Annotated in this window: 17 protein-coding genes; 8 read left to right on the top strand and 9 right to left on the bottom strand. The window is 76.6% G+C overall.

Annotated features, from left to right (window positions below):
- Window positions 1-182: 182 nt before the first annotated feature.
- Window positions 183-1,283 (bottom strand): substrate-binding domain-containing protein, encoded by a 1,101-nt coding sequence (locus Q0789_RS12240; RefSeq protein ID WP_298805575.1) that lies wholly within the window; start codon window positions 1,281-1,283, stop codon window positions 183-185.
- Window positions 1,284-1,850: 567 nt separating this feature from the next.
- Here Q0789_RS12240 and lnt point away from each other — a divergent pair.
- On the top strand, window positions 1,851-3,707 hold the full coding sequence (gene lnt, locus Q0789_RS12235; RefSeq protein WP_298805573.1) for an apolipoprotein N-acyltransferase: 1,857 nt from the start codon (window positions 1,851-1,853) through the stop codon (window positions 3,705-3,707).
- On the top strand, window positions 3,704-4,336 hold the full coding sequence (locus Q0789_RS12230; protein WP_298805571.1) for an FxsA family protein: 633 nt from the start codon (window positions 3,704-3,706) through the stop codon (window positions 4,334-4,336). Before lnt ends, Q0789_RS12230 begins: the two co-directional genes overlap by 4 nt.
- A 127-nt stretch (window positions 4,337-4,463) precedes the next feature.
- On the opposite strand, the gene Q0789_RS12225 is transcribed toward Q0789_RS12230, so the two are convergent.
- From Q0789_RS12225 to Q0789_RS12205, 5 genes are all read right to left on the bottom strand, one after another.
- On the bottom strand, window positions 4,464-4,814 hold the full coding sequence (locus tag Q0789_RS12225; protein ID WP_171204248.1) for an RNA polymerase-binding protein RbpA: 351 nt from the start codon (window positions 4,812-4,814) through the stop codon (window positions 4,464-4,466).
- A gap of 337 nt (window positions 4,815-5,151) precedes the next feature.
- Window positions 5,152-6,558: an MFS transporter gene (locus Q0789_RS12220; protein ID WP_298805569.1), complete on the bottom strand. Its 1,407-nt coding sequence runs from the start codon at window positions 6,556-6,558 to the stop codon at window positions 5,152-5,154.
- The gene (locus Q0789_RS12215; protein ID WP_298805567.1) at window positions 6,555-7,355 is read right to left on the bottom strand and encodes a glycerophosphodiester phosphodiesterase family protein; all 801 of its coding nucleotides are present in this window, start codon (window positions 7,353-7,355) and stop codon (window positions 6,555-6,557) included. Before Q0789_RS12215 ends, Q0789_RS12220 begins: the two co-directional genes overlap by 4 nt.
- 28 nt (window positions 7,356-7,383) lie before the next feature.
- On the bottom strand, window positions 7,384-8,886 hold the full coding sequence (locus Q0789_RS12210; RefSeq protein ID WP_298805565.1) for a D-alanyl-D-alanine carboxypeptidase family protein: 1,503 nt from the start codon (window positions 8,884-8,886) through the stop codon (window positions 7,384-7,386).
- A gap of 231 nt (window positions 8,887-9,117) precedes the next feature.
- On the bottom strand, window positions 9,118-10,977 hold the full coding sequence (locus Q0789_RS12205) for a long-chain fatty acid--CoA ligase (RefSeq protein WP_298805563.1): 1,860 nt from the start codon (window positions 10,975-10,977) through the stop codon (window positions 9,118-9,120).
- Window positions 10,978-11,118: 141 nt separating this feature from the next.
- Between Q0789_RS12205 and Q0789_RS12200 the strand changes: the two genes are divergently transcribed.
- Window positions 11,119-12,465, top strand: coding sequence for an AI-2E family transporter (locus tag Q0789_RS12200; RefSeq protein ID WP_298805561.1), 1,347 nt, complete (start codon window positions 11,119-11,121; stop codon window positions 12,463-12,465).
- 102 nt (window positions 12,466-12,567) lie between these two features.
- Here the strand turns inward: Q0789_RS12200 and Q0789_RS12195 are convergent, their stop codons facing one another.
- The gene (locus Q0789_RS12195; protein ID WP_298805559.1) at window positions 12,568-18,084 is read right to left on the bottom strand and encodes a GH92 family glycosyl hydrolase; all 5,517 of its coding nucleotides are present in this window, start codon (window positions 18,082-18,084) and stop codon (window positions 12,568-12,570) included.
- Window positions 18,085-18,282: 198 nt separating this feature from the next.
- Here Q0789_RS12195 and Q0789_RS12190 point away from each other — a divergent pair, with 198 nt between their 5' ends.
- The 4 genes from Q0789_RS12190 to Q0789_RS12175 all read left to right on the top strand — a co-directional run bounded on the left by Q0789_RS12190 (window position 18,283) and on the right by Q0789_RS12175 (window position 22,796).
- Entirely contained in the window at window positions 18,283-19,413 is a 1,131-nt protein-coding gene (locus Q0789_RS12190; protein ID WP_298805557.1) for a LacI family DNA-binding transcriptional regulator, read from the top strand.
- A 44-nt stretch (window positions 19,414-19,457) separates the two neighbouring features.
- On the top strand, window positions 19,458-20,753 hold the full coding sequence (locus Q0789_RS12185; RefSeq protein WP_298805555.1) for an ABC transporter substrate-binding protein: 1,296 nt from the start codon (window positions 19,458-19,460) through the stop codon (window positions 20,751-20,753).
- Window positions 20,754-21,027: 274 nt separating this feature from the next.
- Window positions 21,028-21,900 carry a sugar ABC transporter permease gene (locus tag Q0789_RS12180; RefSeq protein ID WP_363325990.1) on the top strand — a complete coding sequence of 291 codons (873 nt, stop codon included), beginning with the start codon at window positions 21,028-21,030 and terminating at the stop codon, window positions 21,898-21,900.
- Window positions 21,897-22,796, top strand: a complete 900-nt coding sequence (locus Q0789_RS12175; RefSeq protein WP_298805553.1) for a carbohydrate ABC transporter permease — start codon at window positions 21,897-21,899, stop codon at window positions 22,794-22,796. Before Q0789_RS12180 ends, Q0789_RS12175 begins: the two co-directional genes overlap by 4 nt.
- Window positions 22,797-22,916: 120 nt before the next feature.
- Here the strand turns inward: Q0789_RS12175 and Q0789_RS12170 are convergent, their stop codons facing one another.
- Window positions 22,917-23,894: an MSMEG_6728 family protein gene (locus Q0789_RS12170; RefSeq protein WP_298805551.1), complete on the bottom strand. Its 978-nt coding sequence runs from the start codon at window positions 23,892-23,894 to the stop codon at window positions 22,917-22,919.
- Between the two features lie 65 nt (window positions 23,895-23,959).
- A complete protein-coding gene (gene panD / locus Q0789_RS12165) occupies window positions 23,960-24,406 on the bottom strand; it encodes an aspartate 1-decarboxylase (protein ID WP_298805549.1) in 447 nt (148 codons plus the stop codon).
- 149 nt (window positions 24,407-24,555) lie between these two features.
- On the opposite strand from panD, the gene Q0789_RS12160 reads away from it, so the two are divergent.
- The gene (locus tag Q0789_RS12160; protein WP_298805547.1) at window positions 24,556-25,407 is read left to right on the top strand and encodes a sulfurtransferase; all 852 of its coding nucleotides are present in this window, start codon (window positions 24,556-24,558) and stop codon (window positions 25,405-25,407) included.
- Window positions 25,408-25,444: the final 37 nt, after the last annotated feature.

Here is a 25,444-nt window from a genome sequence, read left to right as displayed (position 1 = left end):
GCGGCGGGGGGGGGGGGGGGGGCCGCGGGCGGGGGGGGGCGGGGCGGGGGGGGCCCCCCCGGGGGGGGGGGGGCGCCGGGGGGGGCGGGGGGGGGGGGGGGCGCGGGGGGGGGGGGGGGGCCGGGTCCGGCCCGCCCGCCCGGTGGTCCCGGTGACGCGGTGCGTCAGCGGGACCGGGTGCCTCAGGAGATGCCGAGCTCGCTGCAGGCGTCGGCGAACTTCCCCGTGCAGAGCTCGTCGGCGGTGACGAAGCCGTCGTCCACGACGTCCTTGACGTTGTCGCGGAAGATGGCCTGCGGCTCGAGGAGGATGGACGCGACCTCGCGGCCGCCCGTCTCGTCGGTCACGGTGCCGGTGGTCTCCGGCTCCTCGCCGTTGATGAGGGCGATGGCCGTGTCGGCCAGGCCCTGCGCCTCCTGCGTGACGGCCTTGTAGACCGTCATGCACTGGTCGCCGGCGAGGATGTTCTGCAGGCCCTGGACCGTGGCGTCCTGCCCCGTCACCGGGACCTGCCCGTTGAGGCCGTTCTTCGCGAGGATGGAGATCGCCGCGTTGCCGAGGCCGTCGTTGGCGGCCAGGACGCCCCCGATGGTCGGGTTCTGCGTGAGCATCTGCTCGAAGATCGTCGCCGCCTGCTGGTTGTCCCAGTCGGGCACGGCCTGCTCGGCCACGACGGTGTACTGCGTCATCGGGTCGAGGACGCTGTGGGCGCCGGCCGAGAACAGCGTCGCGTTGTTGTCGGTGGGCGAGCCGTTGAGGTAGGCGATGTCCGTCGGCGTGTCGCCGAGGCACTGGGCCAGGCCCTCGCCCTGCAGCTCACCGACCTTCGTGTTGTCGAAGGACACGTAGTAGTCGGCGGACCCGCCGAGGGTGAGGCGGTCGTAGTCGATCGTCTGCACGCCGGCCTGCTGCGCCTTGGCCTCGATCGCCGCGCCGGAGTCGGAGTCGAGGTTGACGATGGCGAGGACCTGCACGCCCTGGGTGATCATCTGGTCGGCGATGGTCTGCATCGCCGAGGCGTCGCCCTGGGCGTTCTGGATGACGGCCGTGACGCCGGCGTCGTCGAACGCCTGCTGGAGCAGGGGGGCGTCGAAGGACTCCCAGCGGGCCGAGGACTCGGTGTCGGGGAGGATCACGCCGACCTGGGGGCCGTCGGACCCCCCGCCGCCGTCGGTGCTGCCCCCGGAGCTGCCCGAGCCGGAGCCGGAGTCGCTGCCGCAGCCGGCGAGGGCGAGGACGGCGGCCGCGGAGGCGGCCGCGAGGGCGGTGCTGCGCACGCGCATGGATGCTCCTTCGCATCGTGGACCCGGGTCGTCGTCGGCCCGTGGATAAGTCGCGGGCCCGAACATATCCGCGACGGCGCCGCCCGACGACCACCGTGATGCGATCGTGACGCTCAGGCACCTGCCCGGGTGACGGCCGCCCCGAGCGGGGGGAGTGCGCGCCGGCTCGCCGGCGCCGCCGCGGGGCGGGTCCGGGACGGGTCCGGGCGGGGGCCCGCCCCGGGTCCGCGACCGCCTCGGAGGCTCGTCGGACGTGCTGCGCCCTGACCTGCGACGACGGTGCATCACCGCAGGTCAGAGGGGGTCCCCGACCTCCCCGCAGGCGGTTGACACGGGCCCTGCCCCGAGTACCGTCGTCGTCGGCCACCGCGGCCACCCGTGCACGTGGTGGAGCAGCGGCGGACCCGCTCGCCCCGTAGACAACGTCCCGCAGACCCCGGCGCCACCGAGGCTCGGACGGACCGAAGGGCGGGCGGGTCCGTCCGCTCAGCCGCCCGGCCGTCGGCTCGGGGTCGCGGCGCCGTCGCCGTCGCCGGGCGCCCATCGCCGGGCGCCTACCCTGGACCCGTGCTGCTGCGCCCCTCGCCCCTGGCCCGCGCGGCCACCGCCGCGCTGGGGGGCGCGCTCGTGGCGGTCGCCTTCCCCGAGCCGGGGTGGTGGTGGCTCGCCGCCCCCGGCGTCGGCGCCCTCGTGGCCGCCGTCGCCGGCGCGCGGCTGCGCACAGCCGCCCTCCTGGGGCTCCTCCACGGCCTGGTCCTCTTCGTCGTGCTGCTGCGCTGGACCGCGGAGTACGTCGGCCCCGTCGCCTACGCACTCGCGGTGGCCGAGGCCCTCTTCGTCGCCCTGGCCGGGCTCCTCGTCGCGCTCGTCCTGCGAGCCGGCCGGGGCGGCGGCCGGAGCGGCGGCCGGGACGCCGCCGGCACGCCCGCGCACCGGGAGGTGCCGCCCGGTGCCTGGACGCCCCCCGGCGCGGTGACGGCGTGCCTGCAGGCGGTGGGCGCGGGCGCGGTGTGGACCGGTGTGGAGGCCCTGCGGGCCCGCTTCCCCTTCGGGGGCTTCGGCTGGGGGCGGCTCGCCTTCAGCCAGGCGGACTCCCCGACCGTGGGGCTGGCCGCGCTGGGCGGGGCGCCGCTCGTGTCCTTCGCCGTCGCGACGACGGGGGCCGCGCTGGCGCTGGTCCTCCTGCACCTCGCGGCAGCGGCGGGGCAGCACCGGCTCCGCCGCGAGGGGGCGGAGCCGGCCGTCGGCCCGTCGTCCACCGCCCCGCGGGCGCTCGCGCGGTCGACCGCGCGGGTCCTGCCGCCGCTCCTGCTCGCGGCGCTCCTCGCCGCCGGCGGGGCGCTCGTGCCGCGCCCCACGGCGGCGGAGGCCGGCACCCTCGTCGTCGCCGCCGTGCAGGGCGACGTGCCGGAGCCGGGCCTGGACTTCAACGCGGAGCGCCGCGCCGTCCTCGACAACCACGTGCGCGCCACCGAGGAGCTGGCCGACGCCGTCGCCGCGGGGCGGGCGCCGCAGCCCGACGTCGTCGTCTGGCCGGAGAACGCCAGCGACATCGACCCCTTCGCCAACGCCGACGCCGCCGCCCGCATCGAGGAGGCCGTCCGGGCGATCGGGGCGCCGGTGCTCGTCGGCACGCTCGTCCGGGGCAGCCGCGGCACCGGGCTGCCCGCGGACCTCGAGGCGGGCACGGGCAGCACAGGGGACGAGCTCCAGGACGACGAGCTGCGCAACGTGGTCGTCGTGTGGGAGCCGGGGGAGGGTCCGACGCAGGTCTACGCCAAGCGGCACCCGGTGCCCTTCGGCGAGTACGTGCCCCACCGCGACTTCTTCCGCCTCTTCAGCGACAAGGTCGACCTCGTCCGCGCCGACATGGTGCCGGGGGAGCGGCCCGGCCTCCTCGACGTCGCCGGAGCCCGGCTGGGCGCCCTCATCTGCTTCGAGGTGGTCGAGGACGGCCTCGTCGACGACGTCGTCCGCGGCGGCGCCGAGCTGCTCGTCGTCCCGACGAACAACGCCACGTTCGGCTTCACCGACGAGAGCGTCCAGCAGCTGGCCATCTCCCGGGTGCGGGCCGTCGAGGAGGGCCGCGCGGTCGTCCACGCGTCCACCGTGGGCGTCTCCGCGGTCATCGCCCCGGACGGCAGCACGGGCCGCACCACCGAGCTGTTCACCCCCGACGTCCTCGTCCAGGAGGTCCCCCTGCGCACCAGCCTGACCCCCGCCGCGCGCGCCGGCGCCTGGCCCGAGGTCGCCCTCACGGTGCTGGGGGCCCTCGCGGCCCTCGTCGGCGCCCTGGGCGGGCGACGCACCAGTGCTGGACGGCCCGACGACGACGGCGACGGCGCCGCGGACGACGACCCCCGCGGTCCCGGGCCCGGCGCGCGCCAGTCGCGGGTGCCCTCGGCGGCGGGCGGCGCGGCGTGAGCGCCCCCCGCACGGCGGGCTCCCGCCGGAGCCCGGGCGGACGGCGCCGGTGGCTCGCCGTGCTGCCGCCCCTGGCCGTCCTCGTCGAGCTGCTCGGCATCCTGCTCGTCGGCGAGGCGGTCGGCGCGGGGTGGACCGTCCTGCTGCTGCTGGCCGCGGCCGCGCTCGGCGTCGTCGTCCTCGTCCGGGGCGGGCTGGGCGGTGCCCGGCGCGCGGCGCGCGCGGCCCGGGAGGGCCGCCTCGACGGCCGGTCCGCCGGCCGGGAGCTGGGCGACGCCGGCCTCGTGGCGCTCGGCGGGGTCCTCCTCGTCGTGCCCGGCTTCGTCAGCGACGTCGTCGGCCTCGCGTGCGTGCTGCCCCCCACGCGCCCGCTCGTGCGCCGGCTCCTCGGCGCGGCCGCCGGCGCGCTCGCGCTCCGGGTCGTCGGGCTCCGCCGCGGCGACGTCGTCGCCGGCCGGGTCGTCCTCGACCCCGACGCCTCGAGCGGGCCTCCCCCCGGTCGGCGGCCCGACGGCGAGGACCCGGGCGACGGGGACCAGGGCGACGGGCCCCTGCGCGGGCGGGTGCTGCCCCCGTCGCCGGAGCCGCCGGAGCCGCCGGAGCCGCCGGAGCCGCCGGAGCCGCGCTGACGCGCCGACCCGCACCACGACGACGGCCGCGCCACCCGAACGGGGTGGCGCGGCCGTCGTCGTGGTGCGCTTCGCGCGGGCCGGCGCCGAGGTCAGGGGGCCGGGAGCACGAGCGGTGCGCGAGCGCTCAGGCGGAGCGCTTGGCGTGGAGCATGCCGCTGCGCAGCAGCTCCAGCCTCTCGTCGAGGAGCACCTGCAGGTCGGCGACCGAGCGCCGCTCCAGCAGCATGTCCCAGTGCGTGCGCGGGGGCTTGCCCGGCTTCTCCTCGGGGCGCGAGGCGTCCCGCAGGAGCGCCATCTCGCCGCACCGGCACTCCCAGAGCGCCGGCACGTCCGCCTCCACGGAGAGCGGGACGACGGTCCGGTGGTCGTTCGAGCAGACGTACTCGCGCATCTGCCGGGGCGCCGGCTCGACGCCGGTGTCCGACTCGAGGCTCGCCGCGCCCAGCCGGGTGCCTCTCAGGCTCCTGTCGGCCATGGTGAGCCACCTCCATCCTGTTCTGCTGCCACGGGACGCCGCGGGGTGGGGGCGTCCGGTACCTGGGGTCCAACGGTCACCCGCAGCACCCTGTTCCTCATCCGGCTGGGCGGCACCTGGGAGTTCCCCCCGGCCGGGCCGGGCCCGCGGTCCCCGGGCCCGTCACCCCTCCTTCGACGCCGCGGCCTCCTGCGGATGCCCGGGCGGCGCTTCAGGTTCCTGGTCCGCCCCGCACCGGCGCGCGCGCGGCGCGGCCGGCGTCACCCGGACGGAGCAGCGCCCGCCCCCGCTGGTCTCCGCTGCGCTCGTGCCCCCCGCCCGGTGGGCCGCGCGCCCCTCACACCCTCCTCGGCTGCTCGCGGCCCGCGTCCGCGATCCCCCGACGGACGTCGACCCGCAGCAGCAGGAGGCCGCCGAGCACGAAGAAGACGACGAGCGAGGCGACGGCGGGCCGGTAGGAGCCCGTGAGCTGGTAGACGAGGCCGAAGACGAGGGTCCCGACCCACGAGGTCCCGCGCTCGGCCGCCTGGTACAGGCTGAAGTACTGCGCCTCCCGGCCCACCGGCACGAGCTGGCTGTAGAGCGACCGGGAGATGGCCTGGGTGCCGCCGAGCACGAGCCCGATGGCGACGGCGAGGAGCAGGAAGAGGCCGAAGCGGCCGGGCGGCAGGACGAAGCCGGCCGCCACGACGGCCGTCCACGCGACGAGCGACCACAGCACCGTGCGCCTCGCGCCGAAGCGGCCGGCGAGGGCGCCGAAGACGAGCGCACCCACGAAGGCGACGGCCTGCACGAGGAGGATCGCGGTGATGAGCTGCGCCTGCGCGAGGCCCAGCTCGACCGTGCCGAAGAGGCTGGCGGCGTAGATCACCGTCTGGACGCCGTCGTTGTAGAGCAGGAAGGCCGCGAGCAGCAGGAGCGTCATGGGATGCCCCCGCGCGTGGCGCAGCGTCCTCACGAGCTCGCCGGCGCTGCCGGCCAGGGCGCCCCGCCGCCGCGCGGGCGCCGGCTCGTCGTCCGGGGGCCGCACGAGGGGGCGGTCCCGCAGCCCGAGGACGGGCACGAGGCTGAAGACGCCCCACCACACCCCGGCGGACAGCAGGCTCACGCGCACCGCCTCGGCCTCCGTGAGCCCGAGCGCGTCGCGCCCGGACACGACGGCGAGGTTGGCCGCGAGCAGGAGGAAGCCGCCCAGGTAGCCCAGCGCCCAGCCCCGGCTGGAGACGGCGTCGCGCTCGTCAGGGCCGGCGAGGTCGAGCAGCAGGGCGTTGTAGACGACGAGGGAGGCCCCGAGCGAGGCCCCGGCCACCACCTGCAGGACGACGCCGAGCTGCCAGTCGGTGCCCGTGACGGCGGCCATGGCGGCGGCGGCCGCGGCGCCGACGAGCGCGAAGGCCCCCAGGAGCAGGCGCTTGCGGACGACCTGGTCGCACAGGGCGCCGACGAGCGGCAGCAGCAGCGCGCTGAGCGCCGTCGAGACCGTCGTCGTGTACAGCGCCAGCGACCCCGGGGCCACGGGCACGCCGAGGACCGAGAGGGTGGCGTCGCACGCCGCCCCGTCGGCGAGGTCGGGGCAGGCGGCCGCCGTGGCCACGGCGGTGAGGTAGGGGGCGAAGAGCACCGTGCCCGTCGTCGTGACGTACGCCGAGTTCGCCCAGTCGTAGACGTACCAGGCGCGGCGCTCGCGGCGGAGCTCCGGGGGCACCGGTGCGCCCGGGGCGCGCGGGGCGGGGGAGCGGCTCACCGCGCGCGCCCCGGCCCACCGGCGCGGGCGTCCAGCACGCGGCGCAGGAGGTCGGTGCGGTCGGTCACGAGCCCGTCGACGCCCTCGTCGAGCAGCCGGTGCATCGTCGGGACGTCGTCGACCGTCCACACGTGGACGAGCCGGCCCGCCTCGTGGACGGCGCGCACGAACGCGGGGGTGGCCACGCGCTCGGGCACCTGGAGGACGTCGACGCCCGCCAGGGCCCGGGCGACGGCCCGCCGCCGCGCGGCCGCGGGCAGGGGGGCGCGGACGGCCCCCACGACGGCGGCGACGAGCGGCGCCCCGGCCGAGGCGGCGGTCGCGGCGGGCAGGCCCGCGAGCACGGCGCGGCGGCGGCGCTCGGAGAAGCTCGCGACGACGACGCGGCGCCACGCCCCGGTCCGGCGGAGCAGCTCCGCGAGCGGCTCCACGGCGCCCGGGGCCTTGACGTCGATGTTGAGCCGCGCCCCGGGGAGGGCCTCGAGGACGTCCACGAGGCGCGGCACGGCCTCCCGGCCGCCGATGCGGGCGCGCGAGACCACCGACCAGGGGGTCCGCGCCAGCTCGCCCTCCGCGTCGGTCACCCGGTCGAGGCGGTCGTCGTGGAAGGCGACGAGCACCCCGTCGGCGGTGGTGTGGACGTCGGTCTCGACGAGGTCGGCGCCCAGCTCCAGGGCCGCCGCGAAGGCCGGGAGGGTGTTCTCCAGACCGTCCCGCGAGAAGCCCCGGTGGGCGAGCAGGAGCGGTCCGTCGCCCGCGAGGACTCCGGGACGGGGGCGGCCCGGACCGGACGTCACCGGGCTGCGCCCGGGTGGCGCGCTGCCGTCACGGGGCCGCCGGAGCCGGAGCCGGGCCCGCGCCCGCGCCGCTCGCGGTCTCGGCGAACTCGAAGTGCCACGGCTCCGGCTTGCTGCCGCCGCGCCCGGCCCACGAGGGGTGGAACCAGCCGAAGAGGGGGGCCCGCTGGACGACCCACTCGTGCTGCGGCGTCCCGAAGTCGTCCACGCCCCCGCACAGGTCCACGGCGCGGCCGAGGCCGTGGCGGCTCGTGCCGGGGACGGCGGCGAGGCCCGGCTTCGTGGCCCGCAGGCGGATCTGGTCGGCGAGGGGCCGGTAGGAGTCGGTGACGCACAGCGGCGTCCCGAAGACCTGCTCGTACGCCCGGCTCATGGCGTCGAAGGCCGCCGCCGCGTCCCCGCGCAGGCGGTGGCCCGGCGCCGTCCGCAGGTCGCAGAGCGCCTCCTGGGGGATCTGGCCGTTGGCGTACGCGCTGAGGTCGCTCGAGGCGCAGCCGCCCCCGCGGGCCGCGCCGGCGGCCTGCACGCCCGCCAGGCCCCCGACGGCGAGCGGGGGCGCCGTGACGCCCTCGGGCAGGCCGAGCTCCTCGCGGGCCGCGGCCAGGCGGGCGTCGACCGCGGCGGCCAGCTCGCGCTGCTCCGCCAGCGCGGTCTCGGCCTCCGCCGCCTCGGCGTCGGCCGTCCGCTGCTCGGCCACGGCGCGGACCTCGGCGGCCGCCGCGCGCGCCAGCGCCTGCTCGGCGAGGCGCTCGGCGTCGAGGGCGCCGCGCACGGCGCCCTCGCGCTGGCGCCCGACGGCCTGGAGCAGGCTCAGCTGGGAGCCGACCTCGTCGGTCGTCGCGCTGCCGAGCAGCGCCGAGGCGACCGGCATGCCGCCGCGGGCGTCCTCGGCGCCGCGGTAGGCCGAGCTGGCCCAGCGGCCCACGGCGCTGCGGCCCTGCGCGACGAGGGTCGCCGCCGACGCCGCGACCTGCTCCTGGTGGGCGCGCTCGGCGAGGGCCGCGTCGTGGCGGGCGCGGGCGGCGTCGCGGGCCTCCAGGGCGGCGGTCGCCCGGGCGGACACCTCGGCCAGCCGCGCCGACGCCTCCGCCGAGGCGGCCACCGCGGCCTCGTAGGCGGCGACCGCCCGCGGGTCGGGCCCGGGAGCGGGCTCCTCGGGCGCCGCCGGCTCCTCGCCGTCCTCCGGCGCGGTCTCCCCGTCCGGGGCAGCGCCGTCCTCCGGAGCAGCCCCGTCCTGGGGGGCAGCGCCCTCCTCAGGGGCAGCGCCCTCCTCAGGGACCGCGCCGTCGTCAGCAGCAGCGGCGCCGCCCGGGGCGACGCCGTCCTGCGGAGCGCCCGGCGCGGGCGTCTCGACCGGCGCGGGCGTCTCGGCCGGCACGGGTGCGGTGCCGTCGGCTCCGGCGTCCTCGGGGCCGGTCGTCGCACCGGGGAGCGGCTCCACAGCCGCGCCCGTCGCGGGCGGCGTCGCCGCACCCGCGGCCGCCGCCGGGACGACGAGCCCTCCGCACAGCGCGGCGCTCGCCAGCACCACCGCTGCCGCGCTCGTCGTCCGCCGCGTCCTCGTCCTGCCCCGCACCGCCGGCTCCCCGCCTCGTCGTCGTCCCATCCTGCCGGTCCATCGGCAGCCGCGTCCCGGGTCTGGAGCCCTTCCCCGACGGCGTCGACCCCACCCGACCCGGGTGTCCACGCGCCGACGGACCGGCGACCGCGAGGCGCCCGCCGGACGGCGACCCGGTGGCGCTCCCGGCGCCGGGGCGGCCCGCTAACGGCGCGGGCGGTACATCGCCTCCACCTCGTCGGCGAACTCCTCGAGGACGACGCCGCGCTTGACCTTCATGCTCGGCGTCAGCTGCCCGCCCTCCTCGGTGAGGTCGACGGGCAGGACCCGCAGGCGCCGGATGCCCTCCGCGGAGGACACGCTCTCGTTGGCCGCGTCGACGGCCCGGCGCAGCTCGGCCAGCAGGTCGGGGTCCTCGACGAGGTCGGCGGCCGGCGCGGCCGGGCGGCCGGCCTGGGCGAGCCAGGCGTCGAGCGCCTCCTGGTCGAGCGTGACGAGCGCCCCCACGCTGCTGCGCCCGTCGCCGACGACGACGGCCTGGCTCACGAGGGGGTGCGCCCGCAGGCTGTCCTCCAGCGGGCCGGGGGAGACGTTCTTCCCCGAGGAGGTCACGAGGATGTCCTTCGAGCGCCCGGTGATCGTCAGGTACCCGTCGGCGTCGAGGGAGCCGAGGTCGCCGGTGGCGAACCAGCCGTCGTCGTCGAGGACCTCGCGCGTCGCCCGCGCGTTGCCGAGGTACTCCCGGAAGACGTGCCCGCCGCGCACCTGGACCTCGCCCGCCTCGGAGATGCGCAGCTCCGTGCCCGGCAGCGCGCGCCCCACCGAGCCGACCCTCTGGTCGCGGGGGGTGTTGACCGTCGTGGCCGCCGTCGTCTCGGTGAGCCCGTAGCCCTCGAGGATGGTCAGGCCGATGCCCCGGTAGAAGTGGCCCAGGCGCTCGCCGAGGGGAGCGCCGCCGGAGACCGCCCACTCGGCGCGACCGCCCAGCGCGGCGCGGAGCTTGCCGTAGACGATCCGGTCGAACAGCGCGTGCTGGGCCCGCAGCACCAGGCCCGGCCGCCCGCCGTCCTGGGCGCGGCTCCAGGCGGAGGCGACGTCGGCGGCGCGCTGGAACACGGCCCCCTTGCCCTCGGTCGTCGCGCGGCGCCGCGCCGTCTCGTAGACGCGCTCGAAGACGCGCGGCACGGCGAGCACGAAGGAGGGCTGGAAGGTCGGGAGGTCGCGCGTGATGCGGGCGACGTCGCTGTGCCCGACCCGGATGCGGGCCATGAGGACGGCGACCTCGATCATCCGGCCGAAGACGTGGGCGAGAGGGAGGAAGAGCAGCGTCGAGGAGCCCGGGTCCTCGAAGAGCTCGGGCAGGAGCTCCACGGCCGTGCCGCACTCGACGAGGAAGTTGCCGTGGGTGAGGACGCAGCCCTTGGGCCGGCCGGTCGTGCCCGAGGTGTAGATGATCGTCGCGACGTCGTCCCGGGTGAGGGCCGCCCGACGGCGCTCGAGCTCGGCGCGCCCGTCGACGCCCGCCGAAGACCCCGCCGAGATCAGGTCGGCGAGCGTCGGCAGGACGCCCGTGGCGCCCCCGTCGACCACCCAGGACGTCCGCAGCGCCGGCAGCCCGTCGGCGACCTGCGCCAGCGTGCGCGCGTGGCTCGGGGTCTCGACGAAGCAGGCCACGGCGCCCGAGTCCTCGAGGATCCACCGCAGCTGGTCGGGCGCGCTGGTCTCGTAGACCGGCACCACGACGCCCCCGACCGCCCACACGGCGGCGTCCACGAGCGTCCACTCGTACCGGGTGCGTGCCATGAGCCCGACGCGGTCGCCCGGCGCGACGCCGGCGTCGAGCAGCCCGAGCGCCACCTGCTCGACCTCCTCGCGGAAGCGCGCCGCGGTGACGGCCTCCCAGCCCCCGCCGGCGCGCCGGGCCAGCACCTCGCGGTCGGGCTCGTCCTCGGCGGCGCGGACGACGACGTCGGCCAGGCTCGCGGGCGGGTCGACCTGCCACCACCAGGTCCGGCCGGCCCCCCGTCCCGAGCCGTCGCGGGAGGAGTGCTGCACTGCGCTCATGGGCGCAGCCTAGGGACGCCCGCCGGGGGCCGGGAGGCACCGGTGGCGCCGGGCGCGGGCCCGCGCGTTCGCGGGCGGGGGCGGCGAGGCGCCAGAGTGGGCGCGCGGCCGCCGCCCGGGGGCCGCGGTGAGGAGCTCCGCATGTCCCTGCTCGACCGGTTGCGCCGGCCCGGCCCCACCCGGCGGGTCGCCGTCGTCGACGACGCCGACGCCCCCCCGGAGGACGCTCGCCGCGCCGTCGACGAGGACGCCGTCGACGCCGTCGTGGAGATGCGCCCCTCGCGCGCCCACGCCACGAGCCGCTTCGGCAAGCTGGAGCAGGCGGCGACGGCGGTGGCCCTGTGGGTGCTCCGCGTCCTCGCCATCGTGCTCGGCCTGGTGCTCGTGTTCTTCGTGCTGCGCGAGCTGTGGTCGATCGTCCTGCCGGTCGTCCTCGCGCTCATCCTCTCGACCGTCCTGTGGCCGGTCGTCAAGCAGCTGCGGCGGGTGATGCCGGCCGCCCTGGCGGCGGCCCTCGCGCTCGTCGTCTTCCTCGGCCTGATCATCGGGATCTTCGCCTACCTCATCCCGCGCGTGCTGTCCCAGGCCTCCGGCCTCGTGGACCAGGTGGTCACCGGCTTCGAGAGCCTGCAGCAGTCGGTCAACGACGCCACGCAGAACGGGATGTTCGGCTTCGGCGCCGACCAGATCAGCACGTGGCTCGACGACGGGCTGCAGCGCCTGCAGAGCAACGCGCAGTCCATCGCCAGCTCGGTCGGCAGCGGTCTGCTCACGGGCCTGTTCACCGTCGGCTCCGCGCTCATCACCCTGCTGCTCGTCCTCGTGCTCACCTTCTTCTTCACCAAGGACGGGCCCCGCTTCCTGCCCTGGCTGCACCTGTGGAGCGGGCAGCGGGTGGCCGGCCACGTCGACGAGCTGCTCACCCGCGTCTGGACGACGCTCGGCGGCTACATCTACTCCCAGGCCGCCGTCGCGCTCGTCGACGCCGTCTTCATCGGCCTCGGCCTGTGGATCATCGGCGTCCCGTTCGCGTTCCCCCTCGCCGTCCTCGTGTTCTTCGCGGCGTTCATCCCCATCGTCGGCGCCGTGACGACGGGCGCGCTGGCGACGCTCGTGGCCCTCGTGAGCAACGGCTGGGTGGACGCCCTGCTGACCCTCGGCGTCGTCCTGCTCGTGCAGCAGCTCGAGGGCAACGTCCTCCAGCCCCTGCTCGTCGGGAAGACGCTGGCGCTGCACCCCGCCGTCGTCATCCTCGCCGTCACCGCGGGCGGGACCCTGGCCGGCATCATCGGCGCCTTCCTCGCCGTGCCGATCGCCGCGGTGGGCACCGTCGTGTTCCGGTACATCCGCGAGTCGGTCCTCGACGAGGACCCGACGACCGGCGGGAAGGCCCCCCTGCGCCCCGAGCAGGTGGAGGCGGTCGAGCAGCGCGTCGACGACGGCCAGAGCGCCCGCGAGGCCGCGCAGGCCGTGCCCCCGCCCAGCTGACCGCTCCTGGCGGCGCCCCCGAGGGGGGGCGACCCGCCGACGACGACGACGCCCCGCCCCCCACGTCGTGGGGGGCGGGGCGTCGTCGTGCTGCCGGGCCGGTCAGCGACCGGCGACCACCAGGCGCTCGCTCGTCGCGGCGCCCGACGCGGCGCCGCTCGCCGCGAGGTCGTGCGGGCCGCGGCGGGCGTCCGCCGGCACCTGCACCTGCGCGGTGAAGGTGCCGTCCGCGCCCGCCTGCGCGGTGCCGAGCTCCACGACCGGCGCCTCGCCGCGCCCCTGGTGGCGCTGCAGGGTGAGCGCGACCTGCTCACCGGGCAGGTAGCCCGAGCCGCTCACCCCCACCTGCGCGCCGGGGGAGGCCAGCCGCGCGCCCAGCTCGAGGGCCGGGTCCACGGCGACGACCTCGACCCGCACCTCGCGGGTCACGCTGGTGCGGCCGTCGTCGACCGTGACGTGCGCCGTGTAGGTGCCCGGCGCGGCGTGGACGTGCTCGCCGACCACCTCGGCGCCGTCGTCGGTCGGCCGGACGGCCGCCGTCCCCAGCGCCGTGCCGTCGCCCCACAGGACGCGCGCGGTGAGGTCCTCGGGCGCCACCGCACCGCCCGTCGCCGTGGCGAGGACCGCCCCGACGGGCGCACCCGCCGCCGCGGTGACGGTCTCGGGCGCCTGCACCGCGAGCGCGTCCGCGGGCGTGCCGTCGGAGGCCACGGCCATGACGTGCACGCGGCCGTCCTCGGTCTCCGTGCCCTGCTGGTCGGGCATCGTCAGCGTCACGGGGAGCGGCCCGTCGAGCGCCACCGGGGCGGTCGCGAAGACGAAGGGCCGAGCCGCGTCGCGGCTGCCCCCGAGGAGGCGGAACTGGGCCGCCGCCACGACGACGTTGCCGAACTGGGGCTGGTTCGACGGGTTCCCGCCGAGGGTCCAGTCCGAGAGCTGCAGCGGCACCTCCTGGGTGCTGCCGTCGGCGTAGGTGAGCAGGGCCGTCTCGTCCTGCGCGCCCTGGGTGCCCGCGCCCACGAAGGACAGCTGGGTCGCGTCGGCCGGCAGGTCGAGGTCCACGACCTGCCCGTCGCCCGTGGCGTTGTCCGGCGCGCCGGCCGGCACGGCGGGCAGGACGAAGGACAGGTCGGTCCCCGGCACGCCGTGCCGCTCGCCCTGGACGAGGCCCGCGTCCGCGAGCGCGGCCCGCGAGTAGGACCAGCCCTTGGCGTCGCAGTCGGCGGCAGCACCCGAGGGGGAGCCCTCGTCGCCGATGCACGTGCTGTCGAAGGCCGCGCGCAGCGACCCCTCCGGCACGAGGGCGACGTCGACGAGCAGCTCCGACGTGGCAACAGCGTCCCCGGACGTCGCCGTGACGACGACGCGGTGCACGCCCGGCTCCGCGTAGGTGTGGGCGCCGCTGACGACGAGCGAGCCGAGGCGGCCCACGCGCACGTCGGCGGGAGCAGCACCGGTGCCGTCGCCCCAGTCGACGACCACGTCGACGTCGTCCGCCGCGGCCCCGGCGACCACGGCCAGGTCGCCGGACACCTCGCGGCCCGTCTGCGCGGTGAGGTCCGCGCCCGCCGTCACGGCGAGGTCGCCGGAGACGGCCTCGGCCGGGTCGACGAGGAGCTCGACCTCCGAGAGCTGCACCGCGTCCGCGCTCGCGCCCGTGACCCTCAGGCGGTACTGGGAGAAGGCCTGCGGGTCCTCGACCTGGAAGGGCCGCGTCTGGCGCCGCCAGGCGAAGGCCTCGCCGGAGCGGGCGTCGACCTGCGTCCACGTCGCGCCGTCGTCGGAGCCCTCGAGGACCCACGCGCTCGGGTCGCCGGCGCCGTCGGTGCCGCGCCCCGAGGTGAGGGTGTAGGTGCGCACGGCGCGGGCGCCGATCGCCGAGGTCCACGTGAGCTCGGCGTCCGCCCCGAGCGCGGCCTGGGTGGCCGAGGTGTCGTCGACGAGGGCGGACACGTCGGCGCCGCCGGCGGCCGACAGCTCGCCGAGCCCGCTCGCCGTGGAGTCCTCGAGCGGGTCGGGCGCCTCGCCCTCGGGCGTCAGCGACGGCGGGGCGTCCTCCGGGTCCGAGCCCCAGTCCGACGGCTCCTCGCCGGTCGTGAAGGCCAGCTCGTGGCCCCCGCTGACCTGGTCGGCCGTCAGCCACGTCTGCTCGTGCGGCGCGCCGTCGACCGCGAGGGACTGCACGTAGACGTCCTCGTGGCCGTTGTCGCCGCCGCTCGCGTCCTGCGCCGTGACGACGAGGTCGCCGTCGGGACGGTGGACGACGGCCCGGTCGAACAGCGGAGAGCCGATGCTCCACCGGTCGGAGCCGACCTGCTGCGGGTAGATCCCGAGGGAGGACAGGACGTACCAGGCGCTCATCTCGCCGTTGTCCTCGTCGCCGGGGTAGCCCTGGCCGATCTCGTCGCCCGTGTAGAGCCGGCGCATGATCTCGCGGACGACCGCCTGCGTCTTCTCCGGCGCGTCGGCCTCCAGGTAGGCGTAGGGGATGTGGTGGCTCACCTGGTTGCTCATGCCGAGCTGCCCGAGGCGCACGTCGCGCGCCTCGCGCATCTCGTGGATGACGCCGCCGTAGCCGCCCGGCTTGTCCGCCTCCTCGGGCGTCGCGAAGAACTCGTCGAGCTTCGCCTCGAGGCCCTCGCGGCCGCCGTAGAGCGCGGCCAGGCCCGCGCCGTCGTGCGGGGCGTGGAAGGCGAAGTTCCACCCGTTGCTCTCGGTGTAGACCCCGCCCCACGCCTCCGGGTCGTACTGCTCCGGCGACTGCTGGAACGACCCGTCGGGGCGGCGGCCCTGGAAGAAGCCGACCTCCGGGTCGAACATCCGGGCGTAGCCGGTGGCCCGGTCGAGGAAGTACGCCGACTCCTCGCGCAGGCGCTCCCGGCGCTCGTCCGGCGTCCGCGGGTCCTCGGCGAGCGCCGCGGCCATGTTGCCGATGCCGTAGTCGTTGATGAAGCCCTCGAGGCCCCAGCTGACGCTCTCCCCGGTCGTCGTCGGCGTCCAGCCGAGGAAGATCGAGGTGTCGAGGCCCTTGCGGCCGACGGCGGCGTCGGGGGAGGGGGTCGTCGCGTTCTTCACCGCGGCGTCGTAGGTCTCGAGCGCGTCGGGCAGGTCGACGCCCTTGAGGTAGGCGTCGGCGAAGGCGACGTCCGAGCTCGTGCCCGTCATGAGGTTCGCGTAGCCGGGGGAGGACCAGCGCGAGACCCACCCGCCGTCGCGGTAGTGCTGGACGAAGCCGTCGACGAGCTCGGCCGCCACGTCCGGGTACAGCAGCGAGTACGCCGGCCACACCGTCCGGTAGGTGTCCCAGAAGCCGTTGTTGACGTAGATCTTGCCGTCGACGACCTCGGCGCCCGTCTGCGTCGCCGTCGGCTCGCCCGCGGGCTCCGCGACCGGGCTGGCGTACCGGTAGACCGGCTCCTCGGGCGTCCCGGTGTTCTCGAACTGGCTGTTGGGGTAGAGGTTCAGCCGGTACAGCGAGCCGTAGAGGCTGCGCAGCTCGGTCTCGCTCGCGCCCTGCACCTCGACGACGCCGAGGCGCTCGTCCCACTGCCGCGCGGCGTCGGCGCGGACGTCCTCGAAGGACCGGCCCTCGAGCTCCATCGCCAGGTTGGCGCGCGCCTGGTCGAGGCTGATGAAGGACGTCGCCACGTGCAGCACGACGTCGTCGTCGCCGTCGAAGGCCGCGTAGCGCGTGCCCCGGTGGCCGCCGTCGGTGGCGCCGGCCGCGCTCGCGGCCCGGTCGAAGGTGCCGGCCACGAACATGCGGCTGCGCCCCGCCGACAGGCCGCTGCCGTTGTCGACCCAGCCGGTGAGCTCGTCCGAGCCGGCCTCGACGGTGAACTCCCCGCTGTCGTCGACCGTGTCGACGACGACCTGCCGCGGCGCGCCGTCGGGGAAGGAGAAGCGCATCACCGCGCCGTGGTCGGTCGGCGTCGTCTCGGCGCGCAGGCCGCCCTCGAGGTCGACGCCGTAGTAGTCGGGCTGCGCCGTCTCGGCCGTGTGGGCGAACGGCAGGGAGCGCGCCTGCGCGCCGCCCGCCGGGACGCCGTCCGCCGTGGCGGGCATGAAGGAGACCTGGTTGCGGTCGCCCATCCAGGGGCTCGGCTCGTGGGAGAAGGCGAGCCCCTGCAGGTGGGGGCGGTTCTGCGCGTCGTTGCCGCGCGCCCAGTCGTACTCCCAGCTCTGGCTGTTCGCGTTCGTCACGGGCGTGAGGAAGTTGAAGCCGTTGGGGACGGCGGTGATCGGCAGGTTGTTGCCGCGCGAGAAGCTGCCCGTCGAGTTGGTGCCCCGGCGGGTGTCGACGAGCGCCGTGAAGCCCGTGCCGTCGGTCGGCGCGGTGAGGACCTCGGGCGCGGGGTCGATCGTCACGTCGTCGACCCACCCCGCGAAGGCGGTGCCCTCCTCGGCGTCGGGGTCGTCGTAGGACAGGAGCAGCGCCGCGACGCGCTTGCCGGCCGCGACCGCGCCGAGGTCGGTCTCCACGTGGTTCCACTGGTCGGGGTAGAGCACGTCGGAGGTGCCCTGGCCCGCCGCCGTCAACGGGTAGCCGTGCTGGTCGGTCGCCCCCAGCTCGGACAGCCGCGTGCCGTCGGTGAAGCGCACGTCCATCGCCACGTGCAGCGACGGGTAGGAGAGGTCGCCGCCGGTCAGCTCGGGGAAGACGCGGTAGGAGAGGTGGGAGTCCTCGCCGACGAGGAGGTCGTCCACCTCGAGGACGCGGTTCACCGCGCTCGCGCGCCCGTCGACGGTCTGGACGCCCGCGTAGCGCAGGGCCGCGACGCCGGTGAAGCCGACGCGCGGGCGGACCGTGGGGCCGGACGCCGGGCCGGGGCCGACCTCGGTGGTCATCGGCTCGGCGGGCGCGGGCGGCGCCGTCCCGTCGGCGAGGTCGAGCTCGGCGAGCTGGAGCAGGGGGCCGCCCGCGTTGGCGTCGACCTGCAGCCGGTAGAAGCGGTGGGGGGCCGAGGCCTCGTCGAGCACGAACTGCTGGGTCGACAGCCGCGCGGGGAAGGTGAGTTCCGTCCGCCGGTCGACCTCGGTCCACTCCTGGCCGTCGTCGGACCCGAGGAGCCGCACCTCCCGCGGGTCGCGCTCGGGCGCGTCGTTGGCGGAGGTCAGCGACCAGGTGGTCACGGGCCGGGGCTCGGCCAGCTCGACCTGCAGCCAGCCGGTGGGGGCGAAGGCCAGCCACTTGGAGCTCGTCGAGCCGTCCACGGCCGCGGCGGCGACCTCCGACGGGGGGTTCTCCGCGCTCGCCGTGACGGCGACGACGTCGTCGCGCAGGGAGCCCGGCAGGCCCGGCTCGCCGCCCTCGACGCCGTCCTGCAGCGGCTCGCCGTCCTGGGTCTCCGGGGTGCTCACCAGCACCTGCGGCGCGTCGCCCGTCTCGAAGGACGTGCTGAACGACCCGCCGTGGGCCGGATCGCCGGGCGCCGCCGGCGCCGCACCGGCCGGGGACGCCACCACGAGCGCCAGCGGGAGGGCGAGCGCGGCGGCGGCGGCCGCGGCGACCGAGCGGCGGCCGCGGGGGCGGGTGCCGCCTCCGGGCGAGGTCGGCCGGGCGGTCGAGGGGCGCGCCGACGACGTCGGCGCGGAGGGGTGCGGGGCGGGGGGAGCCATGGGGAGCCTTCCGACGAGGGGGGACCGCTGCGTCGGCCCGCCGGCGCTCCCGGCGGCTCCCCGGGCGGGGCGCCGCGGGCCGGCGCCGGTGCGGGCCCACGAGGCGTAGGGAACAACTCGGACGGCCGCGTGTCAACGTTGTCAGGTCGTGACCCCGCCTCCCCGGCACGGCCGCGGCCGTCCTGCATACTCCCCGGCGTGCACACCGCGGACGGGGAGCGCCCCCCGACGACGCTGCAGCACGTCGCCGCGCTCGCCCGCGTGAGCCCCAAGACGGCGTCGCGGGCGCTGAACGGCGAGCGCTACGTCGCCCCCGAGACGGCGGCGCGCGTGCTGGAGGCGGCGCGGAGCGTCGGCTACCGGGTCAACGCCGTCGCGCGCGACCTGCGGCTCGGCGCCGCGCCCCCGCTCGTCGGCTTCGTCTCGGCCGACCTCGCCAACCCCTTCTACTCGCGCCTGGCCGCGGGGGTCGAGCGCGAGCTGCGACCGGCGGGCCTGCTCCTCGTGACCGTCTCCAGCGACGAGGACCCGGACGCGGAGCGCACGGCCGTCGCCAGCCTGCTGGACCGCGGCGTGCGGGCGCTCGTCGTCGCGAGCACGAGCGCCGACCAGGAGCACCTCGAGGCCGCCCGCCGCCCGGGCACGCCGCTCGTCATGGTCGACCGCGCCGGGGCCGTCCCGGGCGCGGACACCGTGGTGCTCGACAACGCGGCGGGCGCCCGCGAGGTCACGGCCCACCTGCTGGCGCGGGGCGCCGGCGGGGACGGGCGCCGCCCCCACCTCGCGGTCGTCAGCGACCTCCGCCGGCTCGAGACGGGGCGGGCGCGGATGGAGGGGGTCGCCCGGGCGCTCGAGGAGGCCGGGCTGCCCCCGCTCGCCGCCGCCCAGGTGCGCGAGGCGCACGACGCGGCGAGCGCCGAGCGCGCCGTCGCGGAGCTGCTGGCGGCCGACCCGCACCCCACCGGCGTGCTGGCGATGAACAACCTGCTCGCGACCGGGGCCGTGCGCGCCCTCGCGCGGGCCGGCGCGCTCGGCGCCTGCGCCGTGGCGGGCTTCGACGACGTCGACCTCGCCGGGCTCGTCGGCCTGGCGACCGTGAGCTACGACGCCGAGGAGATGGGCCGCGAGGTGGGCCGGCTCGTGCTGGCCCGCGTGCGCGGCGACGAGGGCCCGGCGCGGCACGTCGTCGTCCCGACGCGGCTCGTGGTCCCCCCGGAGGAGGACGGAGCGGACGGCGGAGCGGACGACCGCACCGACCGCGGAGCCGACGACCGTGCCCCAGGTCACGATCGCGTGACGTCGTTGACATCGCCGACGCCGCGCGCCTAGCGTCCCGTCGTCTCATGACATCGATGTCACCCAGAGGAGTACACATGCGTTCCACCCGTCTGCAGACCGGTGTCGTGGCGGGCGTCGCGGCCCTCGGCCTGACGCTCGCGGGCTGCGGCTCCGACTCCGGCGGCTCCGGCGGCGACGGCGGCTCCGGCGGCGGGGACGCCAGCGAGGTCGAGGTCTTCACCTGGTGGGCGGCCGGCTCCGAGAAGGCCGGCCTCGACGCCCTCGTCGCCGTCTTCGACGAGCAGCACCCCGACACCGAGTTCATCAACGGCGCGGTGGCCGGCGGGGCCGGCTCGGCGGCGAAGGACCTGCTCCAGCAGCGCCTGCAGACCAACGACCCGCCGGACACCTTCCAGGCGCACGCCGGCGCGGAGCTGCAGGACTACATCGACGCCGCCCAGATCGAGGACGTCAGCTCCCAGTTCGAGGAGTTCGGCCTCACCGACGCGGTGCCGCAGGACCTCATCGACCTGCTGACGACCGAGGACGGGGCGATCTACTCCATCCCGTCGAACATCCACCGCTCGAACGTCGTCTGGGCCAACCCGCAGGTGCTGCAGGACGCGGGCCTGGACCCCGAGGCGACCTACAGCAGCATCGACGAGTGGATCCCCGCCCTCCAGGCGGTGCAGGACAGCGGCGTCACGGCGCTGTCGGTCGGCCAGGCCTGGACCCAGGTCAACCTCCTCGAGACCGTCCTCATGTCGGACCTCGGCGCCGACGGGTACATCGGCCTGTGGGACGGCTCGACGGACTGGAGCTCGCCCGAGGTGACCGCCGCCCTCGAGGACTTCGACACCCTCATGGGCTTCACGAACACCGACCGCGACGGCCTCGACTGGCCCGACGCCACCCAGCAGGTCATCGACGGCCAGGCCGGCTTCAACGTCATGGGCGACTGGGCGGAGGCCGCCTTCGAGGAGCAGGACCAGGTCGCGGGCGAGGACTACACGTACTTCCCCGTCCCGGGCACGGCCGACCAGTTCGGCTTCCTGGCGGACTCCTTCACGCTGCCCGTGGGCGCCCCGCACCCCGGCGGCGCGGAGGCGTGGCTCGAGACCGTGGCCTCCCCCGAGGGCCAGGCGGCCTTCAACAAGGCCAAGGGCTCGATCCCGGCCCGCTCGGACGTCGACCTGTCCGACTTCAGCGAGTACCAGCAGAGCGCGGCCGAGGACTTCGCCTCGGCGACGATCGTGCCCTCGCTCGCGCACGGCGCCGCGGCGCCGGTCGCCACGCTCAACGACATCACCGACGCCGTGAGCAAGTTCACCAGCGGCTCCTCGGACGTCGCCACGCTGCAGCAGGAGATGGGCGCCGCCGTCAACGGCTGACCCCCGCCGCGGCGCCCTCCCCGGCCTCGGGGAGGGCGCCGCGGCGTCACCGCTCGACCCCGGACCGGCGCACCGGCCCGCAGGCCCCAGCACCTCGTGGAGGACCCCCCGTGACCCCTCAAGCGCCGACCGCGGCTCGCCGCGGCTCCGACGGCGGTGGTGACCGGTGAGCAGCCCCGCCACCTCCGCCGCGCGCACCGACCGCTCCTCCGGCACGAGCGCCCCGACGGGGGAGCGCCGGCGCCGGCGGCACGCCGGGCGCTACGTCGCCCCCCTGCTGCTCATCTCGCCGTCCCTCGTCGTCCTGGCCGTCTTCGTCTACGGCCTCATCGCGGTCAACATCCGGACGTCGATGACGGACGCCAACGACGCCGCGATCGCCACGGGCCGTGAGCCCGCGACCTTCGTGGGCCTCGAGAACTACGTCCGCCTGCTCCAGGACGCCGACTTCCAGCACTCGCTCGCCAACATGCTGCTCTACACGGTCGTCTTCCTCGGCGGCGCGCTCGCGGTGGGCTTCGTGTGGGCCTGGCTGCTCGACAAGCCGATCAAGGGGGAGGGGATCTTCCGCTCCGTCTACCTCTTCCCCATGGCGGTGTCCTTCGTCGCCTCCGGCGTCGTGTGGCGCTGGCTGCTCAACTCCAACCAGGGCGACAACGCGTCGGGGCTCAACCGGCTCTTCGAGATGGTCGGCCTGGGCTTCCTGCAGAACCCGTGGTGGAGCGACCCGCGCTGGGGCATCGCCGCCATCGCGCTGCCCGCCGTCTGGCAGCTGGCCGGCTACGTCATGGCGCTCTTCCTCGCCGGCTTCCGCGGGGTCCCCGAGGAGCTGCGCGAGGCCGGCCGCATGGACGGCGCCAGCGAGTGGAAGCTGTACCGCTACGTCATCTTCCCGCAGCTGAGCCCGGTGCTGCTGTCGGCGCTCATCATCATCGGCCACATGTCGCTGAAGGTCTTCGACCTCATCCTGTCCATCGCGGACTCGTCGAACTACTCGACGAAGGTGCCGGCGGTCGACGTGCTGCAGTACAAGTCGAGCTTCGCCTACGCGGACGCGGCGGCGGTGGGCACCATCCTGCTGCTGCTCGTGGCGCTCCTCATCATCCCCTACCTGGTGCGCACCGCCCGAGCGGAGAAGACCCGATGAGCGCGACGACCGCCACCGTCAGCGGGCCGAAGCCGGACGAGCGCCTGCGGCTCGCGCCCCGGCGCCGGGAGCGGCGCTTCTCCGGGGCGCGCACGCTGCGCTACGCGCTGCTCCTGCTCTTCCTCGTCTTCGTGCTCACGCCCGTGTACGTGCTCGTGGTCACGAGCTTCAAGGGGGCGGGCGACGCCTCGCCGGACACAGCCTGGGCGCTGCCGAGCACCTGGACGCTGGAGAACTGGTCGGCGGCCTGGGAGGCGCTCGCCCCGGCCATCGGCCGCACGTTCCTCATGGTCATCCCGGCGGCGGTCATCTCCTCCGTCCTCGGCTCGATGAACGGGTTCGTGCTCTCGCGCTGGCGCTTCCCCTACGCGAACCTCGTGTTCACGCTGATCCTCTTCGGGATGTTCATCCCGTACCAGGCGGTGGTGATCCCCCTCGCGCAGCTGCTGACGGTCACGCTGCAGGTGCCGACGGGCATCCCCTCGCTGATCATCCTGCACGTCGTCTACGGCATCCCCATCACGACGCTGATCTTCCGCAACTACTACGAGTCGGTGCCCGGGGAGCTCATCGAGGCGGCGCGCGTCGACGGCGCGGGCATGCTGCGCACCTACGCCTCGGTGATCCTGCCGGTGTCGCTGCCGGGCTTCGTCGTCGTCCTCATCTGGCAGTTCACGAGCGCCTGGAACGACTTCCTCTTCGCGGTGTTCTTCGCCTCCAGCCAGAACGGCCCGGTGACCCTGGCGCTGAACAACTTCGCCAACGGCGCGCTGCTGCAGAACTACGGCCAGTCGATGGCCGGCGCCCTGCTCGCCTCGGCGCCGACGCTCGTCGTCTACATCGTCCTCGGCAAGTACTTCGTCGGCGGGATGATGTCGGGCTCCGTCAAGGGCTGACCCGCCCCCCTGACCCGCCCGAGACCAGCAGGCCCGTGCAGGAGGGCCCCGGCGCACCGCGCCGGGGCCCTCCTGCACGTCCGGGGCCCTCTCGCACTTCCGGGGCGCGCACCGGGGGGCTCAGGCGTCGACGCGGACCTGGAAGAGGCGCCGCGGGTCCTGCAGCGCCGCCGGCGGGAGGGCCGCCGACCGGGCGAGGCGCCCGCCCCAGCGCACGGGCCGCCGATGGGGGGCAGGGGCGCCGCGGCGGGGGACGAAGGCGTAGTCGCCGACGACCTCGCCGACGAGCAGGGCGCGCTCGCCCTCGATCGGCAGGCCGACCTCGTCCCCGACCGCGACCTCGTGGACGAGCGAGTGCAGCTGGCGCAGCTCCTTGCCCGGGCGGCGCTCGGGGTGCAGCCGCTTGAGCAGCGCCCGCAGGTCGGGCTCGGCGACGGGGGAGGGGTCGCCCCCCTTCTGCGCCGCCCGCTCGAGGGCGGCCGCCTCGGCCGCCCGGCGGGTCTCCTCGAGGCCCTCGACGACGTCGACGTCGACCCCCGAGCCGGCCGACAGGCCGACGACGCCGTCCGCGAGGAACGCGGCGAGGGTCTCGGCGTCGCCGGGGCGCACGACCCACAGCGGCCGTCCCCGGGGCGCGGCCGGCGGCGCCGGCGGAGCCGGCTCGGGCCAGGCGTAGGGCAGGTCGTCCGGCTCGTCGCCGAAGACGGGCGCGTAGGTCTCCGGGTCCTTGCGCAGCAGGGCCGAGCGGTGGCTGCGGTGGACCTCCTCGTCGCCGAGCCAGGCGGGCATGAGCCCGGCCGCCGCCAGCTCGTCCTGCGAGGCGCCGACGACGTCGGGGGCGAACTCGCCGATGAGCTCGGCCGTGCCGTCCGCGTGGCCGCGCCGCGACCAGGCCTCCACGCAGGCGAGCCCGTAGCCGACGAGCGCCGGGGTGCACCCGCGCCACATGAGGACGGCCGGGTGGTTGGCCCACCCGTAGTCGGGCAGCTCCAGCGCCCGCAGGATCTGCAGCGTCTCCACCCGCTGCTTGCCCAGACGAGGGGAGTCGAGCACCTCGGCGCTGCGGGCGAAGCTGGCGTAGGGGAGGAAGGTCTGCACCCGCCCATCCTCGGCCACGCCCGGGGCCGGCGAGCGCCCCGGCCGCGCCGACGCCGGGGGCGGGGTCAGACGGGGGTCGTCGCCAGGGCCAGGGGAGGGCGCTGCATGGCGGGGACGTCGCGGCCCTCGCCGGCCGGCACCGGGGCGGAGAGGTCACCGCCGAGGGCGACCTGGCGGTTGGCCGCGTCGACGTGGACGACGCGGGGGGAGTGGCCCTCGCGCTCGGACTCCTCGAGCTCGACGAACGACATGATGATGACGAGGTCGCCCGGCGAGATGAGGTGCGCCGCAGCGCCGTTGATGCCGATGACGCCGCTGCCGGGCTCGCCGGGGATGACGTAGGTGGTGAGCCGGGCGCCGTTCGTCACGTCGACCACCTGGACCTGCTCGCCCTCGACGAGGTCGGCGGCCTCGGCCAGCTCGGCGTCGATGGTGATGGAGCCGACGTAGTGCAGGTCGGCCTCCGTGACCGTGGCCCGGTGGATCTTGCCGTTGACGACCGTGCGCCGCATGCCCGCTCCTGTCCGCCCGTGCGCCGGACCCGTGCCTCGGGCCCGATCCGTGCTCGCTCGAGGGTAACGAGCGGGAGGGGCACCACCTTCCCGGCGAGGCGGCCGGCGACCCGGCCGCCGGGCGGCGCGGGCGGCGTAGCGTCGGCGTCGTGGACCCCGGGACGCGCGAGACCCTGCTCGTCGACGCGCCCGCGCTGGCGGAGGCCCTGGCCGCGCCGTCGCCGCCGGTCGTCCTCGACGTCCGCTGGGCGCTCGGCCGCCCCGACGGCCGCGACGCCCACCGGGCCGAGCGGGTGCCGGGCTCGGTCTACGTCGACCTCGAGCGCGAGCTCGCCGGCCACGGGGAGCCCGTGGACGGACGCCACCCGCTGCCCGCGGTGGCCGACCTGCAGGCCGCCGCCCGGCGCTGGGGCGTGCGCCGCGGCCGCGGCGTCGTGGTGCTCGACGACGTCGGCGGCCTGTCCGCCGCCCGGGCCTGGTGGCTGCTGCGCTGGGGCGGCCTGGACGACGTCCGCCTGCTCGACGGCGGCCTGGCCGCCTGGCGCGCCGCCGGCCTGCCCACCGCCTCCGGCGAGCCCGAGGACCCGGTGCCCGGTGACGTCGACCTGGCCGCCGGGCACCTGCCCGTGGTGGACGCCGACGGCGCCGCGGACCTGGCCGCCCGCGGCCGCCTCCTCGACGCCCGCGCCCACGAGCGCTACACGGGCGAGGTGGAGCCGGTCGACCCGCGGGCCGGGCACGTGCCGGGCGCCCTCAGCGCGCCCACCGCGGACAACCTCGACGCCGACGGCCGGTTCCGCGACGCCCACGAGCTGTCCCGGCGCTTCGCCGCGCTGGGCGTCGGACCCGGCGAGGAGGTCGGCGTCTCGTGCGGCTCCGGCGTCACCGCCGCGCACGAGGCGCTGGCGCTGGAGCTCGCCGGCCGCCGCCCGGTGCTCTTCGCCGGCTCGTGGTCGGCGTGGTCAAACGACCCGGCGCGGCCGGTGGCGGTCGGACCGTAGCCCTGACGGCCCCTCCTGGTCGATCGCTGGTCGACCG

Source organism: uncultured Pseudokineococcus sp., assembly GCF_947499845.1.
Classification (GTDB): Bacteria; Actinomycetota; Actinomycetes; order Actinomycetales; family Quadrisphaeraceae; genus Pseudokineococcus.
This window is presented reverse-complemented; position numbering and strand designations above follow the sequence as displayed.